15 protein-coding genes are annotated in these 14,207 nt (G+C 70.8%); 13 read left to right on the top strand and 2 right to left on the bottom strand.

The features are described from left to right. Nucleotides 1–183: 183 nt before the first annotated feature. Nucleotides 184–1,350 carry an aminotransferase class I/II-fold pyridoxal phosphate-dependent enzyme gene (locus tag Mterra_RS12460; RefSeq protein ID WP_119315477.1) on the top strand — a complete coding sequence of 389 codons (1,167 nt, stop codon included), beginning with the start codon at nt 184–186 and terminating at the stop codon, nt 1,348–1,350. Between the two features lie 238 nt (nt 1,351–1,588). Here the strand turns inward: Mterra_RS12460 and Mterra_RS12455 are convergent, their stop codons facing one another. Continuing rightward, a complete protein-coding gene (locus Mterra_RS12455) occupies nt 1,589–2,776 on the bottom strand; it encodes an MFS transporter (protein WP_119315476.1) in 1,188 nt (395 codons plus the stop codon). Nucleotides 2,777–3,038: 262 nt separating this feature from the next. On the opposite strand from Mterra_RS12455, the gene Mterra_RS12450 reads away from it, so the two are divergent. The 8 genes from Mterra_RS12450 to Mterra_RS12415 all read left to right on the top strand — a co-directional run bounded on the left by Mterra_RS12450 (nt 3,039) and on the right by Mterra_RS12415 (nt 9,349). Then, nucleotides 3,039–3,605: a histidine phosphatase family protein gene (locus Mterra_RS12450; RefSeq protein WP_119315475.1), complete on the top strand. Its 567-nt coding sequence runs from the start codon at nt 3,039–3,041 to the stop codon at nt 3,603–3,605. An 80-nt stretch (nt 3,606–3,685) separates the two neighbouring features. Beyond that, nucleotides 3,686–4,786, top strand: a complete 1,101-nt coding sequence (gene bshA, locus Mterra_RS12445) for an N-acetyl-alpha-D-glucosaminyl L-malate synthase BshA (RefSeq protein ID WP_176582534.1) — start codon at nt 3,686–3,688, stop codon at nt 4,784–4,786. A gap of 78 nt (nt 4,787–4,864) precedes the next feature. Further along, nucleotides 4,865–5,104: a hypothetical protein gene (locus Mterra_RS12440; RefSeq protein ID WP_147372745.1), complete on the top strand. Its 240-nt coding sequence runs from the start codon at nt 4,865–4,867 to the stop codon at nt 5,102–5,104. A 285-nt stretch (nt 5,105–5,389) separates the two neighbouring features. Continuing rightward, complete coding sequence (locus tag Mterra_RS12435; RefSeq protein ID WP_119315472.1) at nt 5,390–6,019, top strand: CBS and ACT domain-containing protein; 630 nt, start codon at nt 5,390–5,392, stop codon at nt 6,017–6,019. A gap of 4 nt (nt 6,020–6,023) precedes the next feature. Beyond that, nucleotides 6,024–7,160, top strand: a complete 1,137-nt coding sequence (locus Mterra_RS12430; RefSeq protein WP_119315471.1) for an acetoin utilization protein AcuC — start codon at nt 6,024–6,026, stop codon at nt 7,158–7,160. A gap of 238 nt (nt 7,161–7,398) precedes the next feature. Further along, nucleotides 7,399–7,674: a lipoate-protein ligase small subunit gene (locus tag Mterra_RS12425; RefSeq protein ID WP_119315470.1), complete on the top strand. Its 276-nt coding sequence runs from the start codon at nt 7,399–7,401 to the stop codon at nt 7,672–7,674. Next, entirely contained in the window at nt 7,671–8,447 is a 777-nt protein-coding gene (locus Mterra_RS12420) for a lipoate--protein ligase family protein (protein ID WP_119315469.1), read from the top strand. Before Mterra_RS12425 ends, Mterra_RS12420 begins: the two co-directional genes overlap by 4 nt. An 8-nt stretch (nt 8,448–8,455) precedes the next feature. Continuing rightward, on the top strand, nt 8,456–9,349 hold the full coding sequence (locus Mterra_RS12415) for a histone deacetylase family protein (RefSeq protein ID WP_119315468.1): 894 nt from the start codon (nt 8,456–8,458) through the stop codon (nt 9,347–9,349). Nucleotides 9,350–9,598: 249 nt separating this feature from the next. Here Mterra_RS12415 and ade read toward each other — a convergent pair whose 3' ends face one another. Then, nucleotides 9,599–11,323 (bottom strand): adenine deaminase, encoded by a 1,725-nt coding sequence (ade, locus tag Mterra_RS12405; RefSeq protein WP_119315467.1) that lies wholly within the window; start codon nt 11,321–11,323, stop codon nt 9,599–9,601. 122 nt (nt 11,324–11,445) lie between these two features. Here ade and Mterra_RS12400 point away from each other — a divergent pair, with 122 nt between their 5' ends. The 4 genes from Mterra_RS12400 to Mterra_RS12385 form a co-directional block, all read left to right on the top strand. Beyond that, the gene (locus tag Mterra_RS12400; RefSeq protein ID WP_119315478.1) at nt 11,446–12,606 is read left to right on the top strand and encodes an acyl-CoA dehydrogenase family protein; all 1,161 of its coding nucleotides are present in this window, start codon (nt 11,446–11,448) and stop codon (nt 12,604–12,606) included. An 80-nt stretch (nt 12,607–12,686) separates the two neighbouring features. Further along, on the top strand, nt 12,687–12,932 hold the full coding sequence (locus Mterra_RS23670; RefSeq protein WP_084542427.1) for a type II toxin-antitoxin system HicA family toxin: 246 nt from the start codon (nt 12,687–12,689) through the stop codon (nt 12,930–12,932). Further along, the gene (locus tag Mterra_RS12390; protein ID WP_027893875.1) at nt 12,929–13,138 is read left to right on the top strand and encodes a hypothetical protein; all 210 of its coding nucleotides are present in this window, start codon (nt 12,929–12,931) and stop codon (nt 13,136–13,138) included. The genes Mterra_RS23670 and Mterra_RS12390 overlap by 4 nt, the downstream gene beginning before the upstream one ends. Before the next feature lie 3 nt (nt 13,139–13,141). Then, on the top strand, nt 13,142–14,207 hold a 1,066-nt coding region (locus tag Mterra_RS12385), incomplete at its 3' end, for a CaiB/BaiF CoA transferase family protein (protein ID WP_147372744.1).

The following is a 14,207-nucleotide window of genomic DNA, read 5'->3' as shown; positions in this document are numbered from 1 at the left end:
GTTAGGGGGGATACCCCCTCCCCGCGCGCGGGGAGGGGGTATCCCCCCTAACCCCCCTTGTTAAGGGGGGTAAACAAAGGGCGTTTCGCGTTTCACGTCTTGCGTCTGGCGTCTGGCGTCTGGCGTCTGGCGTATGACGTACGACGTACGACGCACGACCCGCACCCTGCGGTAATTTAGGGCATGTTCCGCTCCAGCCGCACCCCCCAACCTGGCGTTTTCCTCCAGATGGACGCGGCCAAGGCCGCGGCGCGCGCCTCCGGCTTGCGGGTGATCGACCTCTCCATCGGGGCCTCCGACCTGCCCCCGCCGCCCGAGGCGCTGCAGGCCTTGCGGGAGAGCATCGACGACCCCGGCACCTACGGCTACTGCCTCAAGAGCGGCACGCTGCCCTTCCTCGAGAGCGCCGCCCGCTGGTACGCCCGGCGCTACGGGCTCGAGCTCGACCCCAAGCGCGAGGCGCTGAGCCTCATCGGCTCGCAGGAGGGCCTGGCCCACCTGCTCATGGCCGTGGCCGACCCCGGCGCGGTGCTGCTGATGCCCGAGGTGGCCTACCCGGTCTACTTCGGCGCGGCCAAGGTGGCGGGCCTGGAGATCTTCCCCATCCCGCTGGGCCCCGACCGGCTGCCCGTGCTCTCGGCCATCCCGGCCGAGACCGCCGCTCGCGCGAAGGTGTTGCTGCTGAACTACCCCAACAACCCCACCTCGGCCGTCGCGGGCGAGGGGTTCTGGCTCGAGGCCCTGGCCTTCGCGAAGCGCCACGAGTTGCTGCTCGTGCACGACAACCCCTACCTCGACCAGGTCTACGCGGGCAAGGCTGTGTCGCCGCTGGCCCTGCCGGGCGGGCGGGAGCGGGTGGTCGAGCTCTTCAGCCTCTCCAAGAGCTTCCACCTGGCCGGCTTCCGCCTGGGCTTCGCCCTGGGCAACGCCGAAGCGCTGGCCTCGCTCGAGGCCCTCAAGGGCCCCATCGACTTCAACCAGTACCTCGGCATCCAGCGCATGGGCATCGCCTGCCTCGAGCTGCCCGAGGAGCGCCTGCGGCAGGAAACCCTCGTCTGGAAGGCCCGCGCCGGAGCGATGGCCGACGCGCTCGAGGCCATTGGCTGGCACTTCGAGCGCCCCCGGGCCTGCATGTACCTGTGGGACCGGCTGCCCGCCGGCCTGGCGATGGACGACCTCGAGTTCTGCCAACGCCTGGTCGCCGAAACCGGCGTGGCGCTCAACCCCGGGCGCAGCTTCGGCCCCGGCGGCGTGGGGCACGTGCGCTTCGCCCTGGTGCAGCCCGAGCCGGTGCTGCGCGAGGCGGCCGGGCTCATCGGGGAGTTCATCCGGCGGCACGCGCGGGATTGAGTCGAGGGCCGATGGCCGGGCGCGGGGCGTGGGTCGGGCGTCCGGTGCGGGTCGTACGTCCTACGTCGTACGCCGTACGCGAAACGCAAAACGCAAGACGCAAGACGCGAAACGCAAGGCGCAAAACGCAATACGCAAGGCGCAATACGCAATACGCATGTCCTACGTCGTACGTCGTACGCCTAGACCTTGGACCCTCGACGCCGGCGGGAGGGGTTCCCCACGAGCTACCCTTCCTTCACTCGTCGCTCGGTACCCTTCTCTCCCGCACCAGTGCCAGCAGCGTCAGGCCGAGGGCGAAGACTCCGGCCAGCAATTGCCAGCCCAGGGTGTAGTCGCCGCTGCGCTCGACGGCGAGGCCGAAGAGGGGAGGGGCGCAGGCGATGCCTAGGGAGGTGAAGACCAGGCCCAAACCGACCACGCGGCCCTCGAGGCCCGGCGGGGAGAGTTCGGTGAGGAGGGAGAAGTGCAGGCCCTGCCAGCCCAGGGCGGTCGCGCCGTAGAGCACCACAACCCCGGCCTTGAGCCACAGCGGGGTGCCCACGGGCAGCGCGCTCAGCAACAGCGCGCACAGCGCGGCCAAGCCCACGGTGCCCAGCAGCAGGGGCTTGCGCCGGCCGCCTAAGCGGTCGGAGAGCCACGACCACCACACCCGGCTCAGCGCCCCGGCCAGGTTGGCGGCGGTGAGCAGCGCGGCGCCCTGGACCTCCAGGATGCCGAAGCGCTCGCGCAGGAAGAGGATCAGGTAGGTGATCATGATGAACTGCCCGGTGGGGAGCGTGACCCCGGCCACGGCCGCGAGGACGATGTTGCGTTCGCGCAGGACGCGCCGCAGGCCGGAGCGTCCGGTGGGAGGGCGCGAAGCCGGGCGGGAGTTCTCGCGGTAGAGCCTCGAGGTCGCCCACGCCGCCAGCACCGCTATGGCGCCCGCCGCCACCGAGGCCCAGCGCCAGCCCAGGAACTCCGCCAGCGGGACCAGCAGCCCCGAGGCCAGCGCCCCGCCCAGCGGCACCGCCATCTGCCGCAGACCGATCACCAGCCCCCGCCGCTCGGGAGGGAAGGCCTGGGCCACCGCCTGCGAGCCCGCGGGGGTCGAGCAGGCCACCACCAGCCCCACCAGCACCAGCAGCGCCAGGAACAGCGCCTGCGCGTGGGCCACCAGCGGGACCAGCACGGTAAGGCCCGCCGCCGTGAGCGCGGCCAGGATCAGCACCCGGCGGCTGCCGAAGTGGTCGGTGAGCCAGCCCGCCGGCAGCGCGCCCAGCATGGTCCCCAGGTAGATGAAGGTGTTCAGCAGCCCCACCGCCGTGAGCGAGAGCCCCAGGTCGTCGCGCAGGTAGGGCGTGAGGGTAGGGTAGACGAAGCCGATGGCCGAGATGGCCGCCCCAGCCGTCATGGCAGCCGCGAGCACCACCCAGGGGGACATGGGGGAAGTCTAAACGCTGAGGGCGGGGGTAGGAAAAGATGGCGACGCTCCTCCCCGCCGGCGTCGAGGGTCCAAGGTCTAGGCGTACGACGTACGACGTAGGACATGCGTCTTGCGTATTGCGTATTGCGTTTCGCGTACGACGTCCGACGTACGACGCACGACCCACGCCCAGCTATCAGCTATCGACCATCGACCTATGACGTACAACCCACGCCCCCACCGCCATCCGCGCTAAGCTGGAGCCAACACCTCCACCCTTATGGCACCCCGCTTCCTCTACCTCATCCGGCACGGGCAATACGAGACTGCCAACGCGCCCGACGAGCGGGGCGGGGGGCTCACCGAGCTGGGGAAGTTGCAGGCCCAGCACACCGCCGAGCGGCTGCGCTGGCTCGAGGTGCGCTGCATCCACCACTCCAGCCTGCGGCGGGCCAGCCAGACCGCGCGCATCCTCGCGCGCGGCTTCCCCGGCGTGCCGCTGCGGCCCTCGAGGCTCTTGTGGGAGACCATCCCCGTGATCCCCCCCGGCTACGAGGCGCAGTTCGGGGATAGGGTGCCGGAGGGCGCCGAGGAGCAGGCGGCCCAGGCCTTCGAGCGCTACTTCAAGCCGGCGCGGGAGCCGCGGCTCGAGCTCATCGTGGCCCACGGCAACCTGATCCGCTACTTCGTCTGCCGCGCGCTGGGGCTGCCCCCGGAGGCCTGGCTGCGCATGGAGATGCACCACTGCGGCATCAGCCAGGTGGTGGTGCTGCCCGACGGGCGTCCCCACCTCATCGCCCACAACGACACCGGCCACCTGCCCTACGCCATCCAGACCCTTTCGTGAGCGGCGGGCCGCGGAGGGCTCAAGGGCGGCGCCGTGCTTCCCATCACGGTCTGCGGGCGCAGGGTGGCTAGACTGTGGGCGTGCGCTTAGGGGTCGTGGCTTACGCCAGCTTGGGGGGCAGCGGGATCGTCGCCACCGAGCTCGCCCAGCGCCTGGCCCGGCGCGGGCACCAGGTCTGGCTCTTCGCCACCGAGCGCCCCTTCCGCTTCGACGAGGCCAGCGGGGTGAAGTTCTGGAAGGTGGACATGCCCTACTACCCGGTGTTCCCGGGGCCGCTGTACGAGCTGGCGCTGGCGGGCACCCTCGAGCGCGCGGTGCGCGAGGTGGGGCTCGAGGCCATCCACACCCACTACGCCATCCCCCACGCCGCCGCGGCCTGGCTGGCGACCGAGGGCCAGATCCCCACCGTCCACACCCTGCACGGCTCCGACGTGAGCATCCTGGGCCAGGACAACGTCTACCGCACCATCACCGCCAAGGCCCTGCGCCGCGCCTGCGCGACCACCGCCGTCTCCTGGGACCTGGCGCTGCGGGCGAAGTGGGCCTTCGGGGTGCGGCCGCGGGTGATCCACAACGCCGTGGACGTCGAGCGCTTCCGCCCCTTCCCCGAGCGCCGCGGGGAGTACGCCGCCGACGACGAGTACCTCATCGTCCACGCCTCCAACTTCCGCTCGGTCAAGCGCGTCCCCGACATCGTGCGGGCCTTCTTCAAGATCCGGCAGCGGGTCAAGGCCCGCCTGCTGCTGCTGGGCAAGGGCCCGGAGGAGGCCGAGGCGCGGCGGGTGGTGGAGGAGCTGAACCTGGGCCGTTACGTGAGCTTCCTGCCGCCCAGCCCCCACCCCGAGTACGTGCTGGGGGCCGCCGACCTGTTCATGCTGATGTCGGAGGAGGAGTCCTTCGGGCAGGCCGCGCTCGAGGCCTTAGCCTGCGGGGTCCCCGTGGTGAGCACCCGCGTGGGCGGCATCCCCGAGCTCATCACCCCCGAGGTGGGGCGTCTGGTCGAGCTGGGCGACCTCGAGGCCTACGCCAGCGCCGCCGCCGAGCTGCTCACCTCCGACGACCTCCCCCGCATGCGCGAGGTCGCCCGCCGCTACGCCGCCGAGCGCTTCCACCCCGACCACATCACCGCGCAGTACGAGGCGGTGTACCACGAAGCCCTGACGACACGGCAGGTGAGCTGAACTCCCGCTCGGCACGCCCGGGCGAACCCACCCCCGACCGGGGCGATGCTCCCCCTCGGATTGCGCTAGACTGTTTACATGGGAAACGCATTGTCCAAAGTCACCCTGTACCTCGGACTGCTCCTTCTGCTGCTGGCGCTAGTTTTCCTGATTTGGAACGCCATTGACCTCAACAACCTCGCCACGGCGGCCTCGGTGCTCAACCGCCCCTACCACAACCCCATCGGGCGCGTCCTGCTGACCGCCATCCTGACCCTGGGCGCCGGCTTCCTGCTCGGCCTCAGCGTGCGCAGCGGCGGCAGCCGCCCGCCGGCCTGAACCGCCCCGGGTTCTAGGCCCCCGCGCCGGTGCGGGGGCTTTATTTGTTGTGGTACGCCGATGGCCGGTAGCCGGGCGCGGGTCGTACGTCCTACGTCGTACGTCGTACGCAAGACGCCAGACGCAAAACGCATTGTTGCCCCCCTTGCTAAGGGGGGCTGGGGGGGATAAACCCTCCCCGCGTGCGGGGAGGGGTAAACCACGAGCCACGAGCTGACCGCTTATCGCTCTCCACCGGCATCTGTCCCCGCCCTCCGGCCCTCGAGGGAGTACAGTGTAGAAACGATGCTCGTAAAAGACGTGATGCACAGCCCGGTGCTGACGGTGTCGGAGGAGCTGAGCCTGCAAGAGGCGCACGACCTGATGTACGCCAACCGGGTGCGCCACCTCCCGGTGCTGCGGGAGGGACGGCTGGTGGGCGTGATCACCGACCGCGACGTGCGGCTGGCCTGTAGCCCGCTGGCTAAGGGCACGGCGGCCTCTCCGGGCACGCCGGTGGCCCGGGTGATGAGCCGGCCGGTGATCACCGCCGATCCCCTCGACCCGGTGGAGGAGGCGGCCCGCACCATGCGCACGCGCAAGATCGGGTGCCTGCCGGTGCTCGAGGACGACCAGCTCGCCGGCATCGTCACGGGCATCGACCTGCTCGACGCGCTGCTCAAGCTCACCGGGGTGGAGAAGCCCAGCGGGCGCCTCGAGCTGCGCCTGCCCGACGAGCCCGGCCAGCTCGCCCTGCTCACGGGCTACCTGGCCGACCAGGGCGTGAACGTGCACTCGCTGCTCACCTACCCCGAGGACGCCCTCACGGTGCGCAGCGTGCTGCGGGTCAACACCCAGAACACCCGCGCCCTGGCCGAGGAGCTGCGCCAGCAGGGGCTCGAGGTGCTGTGGCCGCCGGAAAAACCCTGGGTGTAAGGGCATGGGCACGACGCCGGTCGTCTACCACCCCGGTTACTTGCGGTATTCCTTCGGCCCGCAACACCCCTTCAGCCCGCTGCGGCTGGAGATGCTCTTGGACCTGCTGGCGAGCCTGGGCCACCCCGCCAACTTCCACGCCCCCCTGCAGGCCACCCGCGAGGACGTGCTGAGCGTCCACGCCGAGCGCTTCGTGCGGCGGGTGGAGGCGGCCAGCCAGGGCGAGGAGCCCTCCGACTTGGTGCATTACGGCCTGGGCACCGGCGACACCCCGGTCTTCCCCGGCATGGACGAGGCGGCCCGCTGGCTGGTGGGGGGGGCGCTCGAGGCCGCCCGCCTGCTCGTGGGCGGGGCCCGCGAGGTGCTGCACCTGGGCGGGGGCCTCCACCACGCCCAGCACGACCAGGCCTCAGGCTTCTGCGTCTACAACGACCTCTCCGTAGCCATCCGCCACCTCACCCGGGCCGGGATGCGGGTGGCCTACCTGGACGTTGACGTGCACCACGGCGACGGCGTGCAGTGGATCCACTACGACGAGGCCGAGGTGCTCACCCTGTCCTTCCACGAGTCCGGGCGCTACCTCTTCCCCGGCACCGGGGCCGTCCACGAGATCGGGCGCGGGGCAGGCGTGGGCCGCAAGCTCAACGTGCCGCTCGAGCCCTTCACCGAGGGCGAGAGCTACCTCGAGGTCTTCCAGCAGGTCAGCGAGGCCGCCCTCTCCTGGTTCCGCCCCGACGCGCTGGTGATCCAGTGCGGCTCTGACGCCCACTTCCAAGACCCCCTGGCCGAACTGCTGCTCACCACCCACACCTACGCCAAGGTCTTCCCCCTGCTGCGCCAGTACGCCCGTGACCTCGCCGGCGGCAGGGCCATCTTCACCCTGGGCGGCGGCTACAGCTTCGACGCGGCGGTGCGGGTGTGGGCCCTGCTCTACCACGTCCTCCAAGACCTCCCCCTCCCCGACACCCTGCCCCAGGACTGGCAGGACCGCTGGACCCCACGCCTGCGCGAACCGCTGAGCCCCACCCTCCACGACCCCGACCGCTGCTACCCCGAAATCCCCCGCAAACCCCAGATCGAGCAGCACAACCGCCAGATCGCACGGCGGCTGCTGGAAACGGTGCAGCCGTATTGGAAGTGAGGTTGGCGGTCAGCTAGCGACTTTCAGCCAGGCCGAGGGCCAAGGCGTTTTGCGTCTTGCGTTTTGCGTTTGGCGTTCGGCGTACGACGTACGACGTAGGACGCACGACCCACATTGGCCTTTAGCCGCAACACGTACACCCGCTAAAAGCCATACCCCCCCTGATACACATTCACTCCCGCCCCTCCTGCATAGCCTGGAGCTTGGTCGTGCCGGGTGGGCCCGGCAGGAGGAAGGTATGCACGGGGAATACAAAACTCCGGGGGGAAAACTGGTGGTCGTGGACCTCGAGCTCGAGGACGGCCACCTGGCGCGGGTGCAGGTGAGCGGGGACTTCTTCTTGGAGCCCGAGGAGGCGCTGGAGGCCATCAACGGGGCGCTCGAGGGGCTGCCGCGGGAGGCTGGCGAGGCCGAGATCGCGGGCCGGGTCCGGGCCGCGCTGGGGCCGGAGGTGGTGATGCTGGGCTTTTCGCCTGAGGCCATCGCGGTGGCGGTGCGGAGGGCGCTGGCATGAGCCGCACCGGCTGGAAGGGCTACGACTGGCAACTGCTGCGCGACGGCCCGATGAGCCCGGCGCTGCACATGGCGCTCGACGAGGTGCTCACCTACGAGGTGGGCGCGGGGCGGCGCAGGCCCACGGTGCGCATCTGGGAGTGGGGCGGCCCGGCGGTGGTGATCGGGCGCTACCAGTCGGTGAAGAACGAGGTGGACCCCGAAGGCCTCGAGCGCCACGGCATGAGCGTGGTGCGGCGCATCACCGGGGGCGGGGCCATGTTCATCGAGCCGGGCAACACCATCACCTACTCCCTCTACGCGCCGCAGGAGCTGGTGGCGGGGATGAGCTTCCAGGAGTCCTACGCCTTCATGGACGCCTGGGTGCTCGAGGCGCTGAAGTCGCTGGGCATCAAGGCCTGGTACCAGCCCATCAACGACATCACCGGTGAGGGCGGCAAGATCGCCGGGGCCGCCCAGACCCGCCGGGGCGGGGCGGTGCTGCACCACGTCACCATGGCCTACGACATCGACGCGGCCAAGATGGTGCAGGTGCTGCGGATCGGGCGCGAAAAGCTCTCCGACAAGGGCCAGACCAGCGCCCAGAAGCGGGTGGACCCCCTGCGCTCGCAGACCGGCCTGCCCCGCGAGGCGGTCATCGACCGCATGGTCGAGACCTTCGACAGCCTGCACGGGCTGCGCCAGGACGCCCTGAAGCCACAGGAGCTCGAGGCCGCCCACGCGCTGGTGGAGAGCAAGTTCGGCACCCGAGAGTGGGTCCACATCATCCCCTAGGGGCGGCGGTGAAGCCCAGGGCCTACAGCGCCGCGCTCAGCCTGCCCCTCGCGCCGGGCTTCGCCCCGCTGTGGAACGCGATGCGCGAGGGGCTGGAGGGGGTGCTCGAGCCCCACCCCGCGCCCGCCGTGCTGCGCGAGGAGCTGGCCCTGGCCCACCGCGAGGCCTACCTGCACCACGTCTTCAACGACGGCCTCACCCGCGCCGAGACCCTGCGGCTGGGCCGGCCCTTCGGCCCGGAGACGCTGCAACGCGCGCTGCACTCGGCGGGGGGCACGCTGGCGGCGCTCGAGGACGCCCTGCGGTGGGGCCTGGGCCTCAACCTGGGCGGCGGCACCCACCACGCCTACCCCGCTCGCGCCGAGGGCTACAGCCTCTTCAACGACGTGGCCGTGGCCGTCGCCAAGGCCCGCGCCGAAGGCTTGCGCGGGCGGGTGCTCGTCGTGGACCTCGACGTGCACCAGGGCAACGGCACCGCCGCCTTCTTCCAGGGCGACCCCACGGTGTTCACCCTCTCGGTCCACGCCCAGCACAACTACCCCCAGCGCAAGGAGCAGAGCGACCTCGACGTAGCCCTCCCGGACGGCACCGGCGACGCGGAGTACCTGGCGGCGCTCGAGCCCGCCCTCGAGCACGCCTTCGCCTCCCGCCCCGAGCTGGTCTTCTTCAACGCCGGGGCGGACGTGCTGGCCGGCGACCGCCTGGGCCGCCTGGCCCTGAGCCTGGAGGGCCTGGCCGAGCGCGACCGCCGGGTCTACCGCAGGGTACGGGAGAGCGCCGCCGCGCTGGTCGTGGTGGGCGGCGGGGGCTACCACCCGAACCTGCGGCTGCTGGCGGCAGCCAGGGTCCAAACCTACCGCCTGGCCGTGGCCGAACTCTGGAGCGTCGCTAGAGGCGGATGAGGAGCGGTAAGCGGTAAGCAGTCAGCCCTCAGCGAGAGGATTTATCCCCCCATCTCCCCTTGCCAAGGGGGGTGACAAGGCGTCTTGCGTCTTGCGTCTTACGTCTGGCGTCTGGCGTCTGGCGTCTTGCGTTTTGCGTCTTGCGTCTTGCGTACGACGTAGGACGTACGACGCCCGACCCGCGTCCCGCGTTTAGCGTTCCGCGTTCGACGCCCGACCCGCGTTCAGCGCCCAGCCATCAACGTTCCCCTAACCCGCCCACAAGCTCACGAAGCCGAATTTCTCCACGTCCACCAGCCCCTTGTCGGTGAGCTTGAGCTTGGGGATGACCTCGAGCGGCAGGAAGGCCACGTGCATCATGGGGTCGTGCAGGGTGGTGCCGAGTTGCCGGGTGGCGGCCAGCAGGCGCTCCATCTGGGCGCGGACCTCGGGCATGGGCCTGTCGCTCATCAGCCCGGCGACGGGGAGGGGGGTGAGGGCCAGCACCTCCTTGCCCAGCGCCACCGCGTAGCCCCCGCCCGCCTCGGCCAGGGCCCGCATGGCGGTGCGCATGGACTCGTCGTCGGCGCCGGCGCAGGTGAGGTTGTGGCTGTCGTGGCCCACGGTTCCCGCGATGGCCCCGCGCCGCAGGCCCAGCCCGTGCACGAAGCCCAGCCCCACCCCCTGCCCGCCGTAGCGGTTGACCACCGCCAGCTTGAGCAGGTCGCCCTCGGGGTCGGCCTGGGCCAGCCCGTCCACGATGCGGGCCGGGCGGACGCGTTCCTCGGTCACTACCTTCTGCGGGATGACCCCGATGGCCCGCACCCCCCTCCCCTGGGCCGGGATGTCGAGCGAGATGCGGTCGAGCTCGAGGCGCACGGTGCCCCACACCCGGCTCAAGTCGGCCTGCGGGCGCACCCACTCGCCCACCGGCTCGCCGTGCTCGGCCACCCAGCGCCCCGCCGAGTAGACCCGCTCGGCGCGGAAGTCCTCGAGGCGGCTCGTCACCACCAGATCGGCCCGCCGGCCCGGCGCGATGGCCCCCCGGTCGCGCAGGCGGTGGGCGTTGGCGGCCCCCAGCGTCGCCATCTGGATGGCGGTGACCGGGTCGAGCCCGAGCTTGATGGCCCGCCGCACCACGAAGTCGAGGTGGCCCTCGTCGAGCAGGTCCTCGGGGTGGCGGTCGTCGGTGCAGAAGGCCATGCGCGGGGCGGTCTTCTCGTTGATCACCGGCAGGAGGGCCTCGAGGTCGCGGGTCACGGTGCCCTCGCGCACCAGCACGTGGATCCCGGCCCGCAGCTTCTCCAGCGCCTCCTCGGCGCTCGTGGACTCGTGGTCGGTGGCGGGCCCGGCGGCGGCGTAGGCCTGGAGCCACTTCCCGCCCAGGCCGGGCGCGTGCCCGTCGATGCGCTCCCCCTGGAAGGCCATCAGCTTGTCGAGGCACTGCGGGTCGGCGAGCACCGCGCCGGGCACGTTCATGAACTCGGCCAGGCCCAGGATGCGGGGGTGGGTGCCCCACAGCTTGAGGAGGTCGGCGGCCTCGAGCACCGCCCCGCTGCTGGAGAGCGGGCTCGCGGGCACGCAGGAGGGCAGCATGAACAGGCAGTCCAGCGGCAGGCCCTCGGAGGCCTCGAGCAGGAAGCGCACGCCCTCGAGGCCGCACACGTTGGCGATCTCGTGGGGGTCGGCGACGAGCGTGGTGGTCCCCTTGGGCACGATGACCCGCGCGAGCTCGTAGGGCAGCGTCAGCGTGGACTCGATGTGGATGTGGGTGTCGATGAGGCCGGGCACCAGGAAGCGCCCGCCCAGGTCGTGCGCCTCGCGGCCCACGTAGCCCTCCCCCACCCCGGCGATGAGCCCGCCGGCGATCGCCACCGAAGCCGGGTAGACCTCCCCGGTGAACACGTTGAGCACCCGCGCGTTGCCCAGCACTAAGTCGGCGGGGGCGTCGCCCCGCGCGACCTCGAGAAGACGGATCAGCGTTTCGCGCTGCATAGCGCATTCTACCGGGAGACTCCGGCCCGGAAGTAGCTCGGGGCCAAGCAGGCGGCCCGGGCGAATGCCCCTGGCCCAGGGGCTAAAATCGGGGCATGGTCACGACCCCCAGCGGCACCCAGATGCTCGACTACCTGGGCCTGTTCGAACTCCTCACCCCCGAAGAGCGCGAGATCCAGCGCTCCTCGAGGCGCTTCCTCGACGACGTGGCCCTCCCCCACATCGGGCGGTGGTGGGAGGAGGGCACCTTCCCCACCCACCTGATCCGGCGCTTCGGGGAGATGGGCTTCTTGGGCCCCACCATCCCCGCCGAGTACGGCGGGGCGGGGGTCTCGAGCGCGGCCTACGGCCTCATCGCCTACGAGCTCGAGCGCATCGACTCCGGCCTGCGCAGCTTCTGCAGCGTGCAGAGCTCCTTGGTGATGTACCCCATCTACGCCTTCGGCTCCGAGGAGCAAAAGCGCGAGTACCTGCCCCGGCTGGCCACAGGCGAGCTGGTCGGCTGCTTCGGCCTGACCGAGCCCGACGGCGGCAGCGACCCCGACGGCAACATGAAGACCCGCGCCCGCAAGGACGGCGACGGCTTCGTGCTCAGCGGCACCAAGATGTGGATCACCAACGGCAACCTGGCCCACCTCGCCGTCGTCTGGGCCAAGGACGACGAAGGCGTGGTGCGCGGCTTCGTCGTCCCCACCGACACCCCCGGCTTCAAGGCCAACGAGGTGGGGCACAAGGCCTCGCTGCGGGCCTCGGTGACGAGCGAGCTGGTGCTCGAGGACGTGCGCGTCCCCGCCAGCGCCGTGTTGCCCGGCGTGCAGGGGCTCAAGGGGCCGCTCTCCTGCCTGACCCAGGCCCGCTTCGGCATCGCCTGGGGGGCGCTGGGGGCGCTCGAGGCCGTCTACACCGAAGCCCTCGCCTTCGCCCAGACCCGCACCACCTTCGGCAAGCCCATCGGCAGCCGCCAACTGGTGCAGGAGAAGCTGGTGCGCATGCTCAGCGACCACACCAAGGGCCTGCTGGTGGCCTGGCGCTTAGCCCAGCTCAAGGACGCGGGCAAGCTGCGCCCCCAGCAGGTGAGCCTCGGCAAGCGCGACAACGTGCGCGCCGCCCTGAGCGCCGCCCGCTCGGCGCGGGAAATCCTGGGCGGCAGCGGCATCACCCTCGAGTACCACGCCATCCGCCACATGCTCAACCTCGAGACCGTGGACACCTACGAGGGCACCCACGACATCCACACCCTGATCCTGGGGCGCGACATCACCGGCCTCAACGCGCTCGAGTAGAGACATAGGCCCTCCGCGAACGCTTTGACATGAGGCGGGATGAGCAGTTCTACGGTTATGACCTGGTATTCTAGCCGCCGATGGACAGAGCCGAACTCCGGGCGCGCGTTGCGGGGCGGATCACACGGTGCGACTGGCAGGACTTCCGTGAACTGGCTGAAGCGTATGGGTTTACACTGCTCATTGGAAAGGGAAGCCGCAGGCGCTTTGTGCACGAGTCTGGGTTCGTGGTAAGCGTCCACGAGCCACATCCCGCCAAACGTCCCGTCCACCCGGAGGCCGTGAAAGCGCTCCTACGTGCAATAGATCAACTGGAGGTACGATGAAAGTGCGGATTAACGTCGAATACCACCCCGAATACGAAGGGGAGTTCGAGCCGTACGTGGCGAAAATTCTCGAGTACCCCGAGCTTCAGGGTTACGGCAGCACTGCGGAAGAGGCGATTCAGGACGCGCTCGGCTTCCTCGAGGAGCACCTGGGCAAGCGGCTGAAGGTCGTGAGGGAAGAAGTGGCCCTCGAGCTGGCCAGCTAGACCGTGGGTGCGCTCACCGGCCTCAAAGTCCTCGACCTCTCCCGCATCCTGGCGGGCCCCTTCTGCACCCAGATGCTCGCCGACCTGGGGGCGGAGGTCTGGAAGGTCGAGCCGCCTAGGGGCGACGACACCCGCACCTGGGGGCCGCCCTTCCTCGAGCCCGCCGGACCCGCCGGCTGGAAGCTGGGGGCGGCAGGGGAAAGCGCCTATTACCTCGCCGCCAACCGGGGCAAGAAGAGCGTGGCGGTCAACCTCAAGGACCCGCGCGGGCAGGCACTGGTGCAGGCCCTGGCCGCTCGGGCCGACGTGCTGGTGGAGAACTACAAGACCGGCGACCTGGCCCGCTACGGCCTGGACTACCCCACCCTGGCCCGGCTCAACCCCCGTCTGGTCTACCTCTCCATCACCGGCTACGGGCACACCGGCCCCCGCGCCCAGGAGCCCGGCTACGACGTGGCGATCCAGGGGCTCATCGGCATCATGTCGGTGACGGGCGAGCCGGAGGGGCCGCCGGTACGGGTCCCGGTGGCCTGGGTGGACCTCATGACCGGCATGACCGGGGCAAGCGCGGTGCTGGCGGCGCTGCTCGAGCGCGAGCGGAGCGGCCAGGGCCAGCACATCGACCTCGCCCTCTTCGACACCGGGCTCTCGGCCATGGCCAACCTGGCCCAGAGCTACCTGGTCAGCGGCACCAACCCGGCCCGGCTGGGCAACGCCCACCCCCAGATCGTGCCCTACGGGGCCTTCGAGGCCAGCGACGGCTGGTTCATGCTCACCGTGGGCAACGACGAGCAGTACCGCCGCACCTGCGAGGCCATCGGCCAGCCGGAGCTGTGGGAGGACGAGCGCTTCCGGAGCAACCAGGGCCGCGTGCTCCACCGCGCCGAGTTGCTGGGGCGGCTCGAGGCCGTCTTCAAGACCTGCCCGCGGGCCCACTGGCTGAGCGCCCTCCAGCGGGCCGGAGTCCCCGCCACCCCGGTCAACACCCTGGCCGAGGCCTTCGCCGAGCCCCAGGCCCAGGCCCGGGGGATGCGCGCCGAGGCCCACCACCCCACGCTGGGCCCCCTCC

This window comes from Calidithermus terrae, assembly GCF_003574345.1.
Classification (GTDB): Bacteria; Deinococcota; Deinococci; order Deinococcales; family Thermaceae; genus Calidithermus; species Calidithermus chliarophilus.
This window is presented reverse-complemented; position numbering and strand designations above follow the sequence as displayed.

Coding starts and splice junctions, on each gene's coding strand:
- Mterra_RS12460 (WP_119315477.1), top strand. CDS start 184: ATGTTCCGCTCCAGCCGCACCCCCCAACCTGGCGTTTTCCTCCAGATG.
- ade (WP_119315467.1), bottom strand. CDS start 11,323: ATGCAGCGCGAAACGCTGATCCGTCTTCTCGAGGTCGCGCGGGGCGAC.
- Mterra_RS12420 (WP_119315469.1), top strand. CDS start 7,671: ATGAGCCGCACCGGCTGGAAGGGCTACGACTGGCAACTGCTGCGCGAC.
- Mterra_RS23670 (WP_084542427.1), top strand. CDS start 12,687: ATGGACAGAGCCGAACTCCGGGCGCGCGTTGCGGGGCGGATCACACGG.
- Mterra_RS12430 (WP_119315471.1), top strand. CDS start 6,024: ATGGGCACGACGCCGGTCGTCTACCACCCCGGTTACTTGCGGTATTCC.
- Mterra_RS12400 (WP_119315478.1), top strand. CDS start 11,446: ATGCTCGACTACCTGGGCCTGTTCGAACTCCTCACCCCCGAAGAGCGC.
- Mterra_RS12450 (WP_119315475.1), top strand. CDS start 3,039: ATGGCACCCCGCTTCCTCTACCTCATCCGGCACGGGCAATACGAGACT.
- Mterra_RS12455 (WP_119315476.1), bottom strand. CDS start 2,776: ATGTCCCCCTGGGTGGTGCTCGCGGCTGCCATGACGGCTGGGGCGGCC.
- Mterra_RS12440 (WP_147372745.1), top strand. CDS start 4,865: ATGGGAAACGCATTGTCCAAAGTCACCCTGTACCTCGGACTGCTCCTT.
- Mterra_RS12390 (WP_027893875.1), top strand. CDS start 12,929: ATGAAAGTGCGGATTAACGTCGAATACCACCCCGAATACGAAGGGGAG.
- Mterra_RS12435 (WP_119315472.1), top strand. CDS start 5,390: ATGCTCGTAAAAGACGTGATGCACAGCCCGGTGCTGACGGTGTCGGAG.
- Mterra_RS12425 (WP_119315470.1), top strand. CDS start 7,399: ATGCACGGGGAATACAAAACTCCGGGGGGAAAACTGGTGGTCGTGGAC.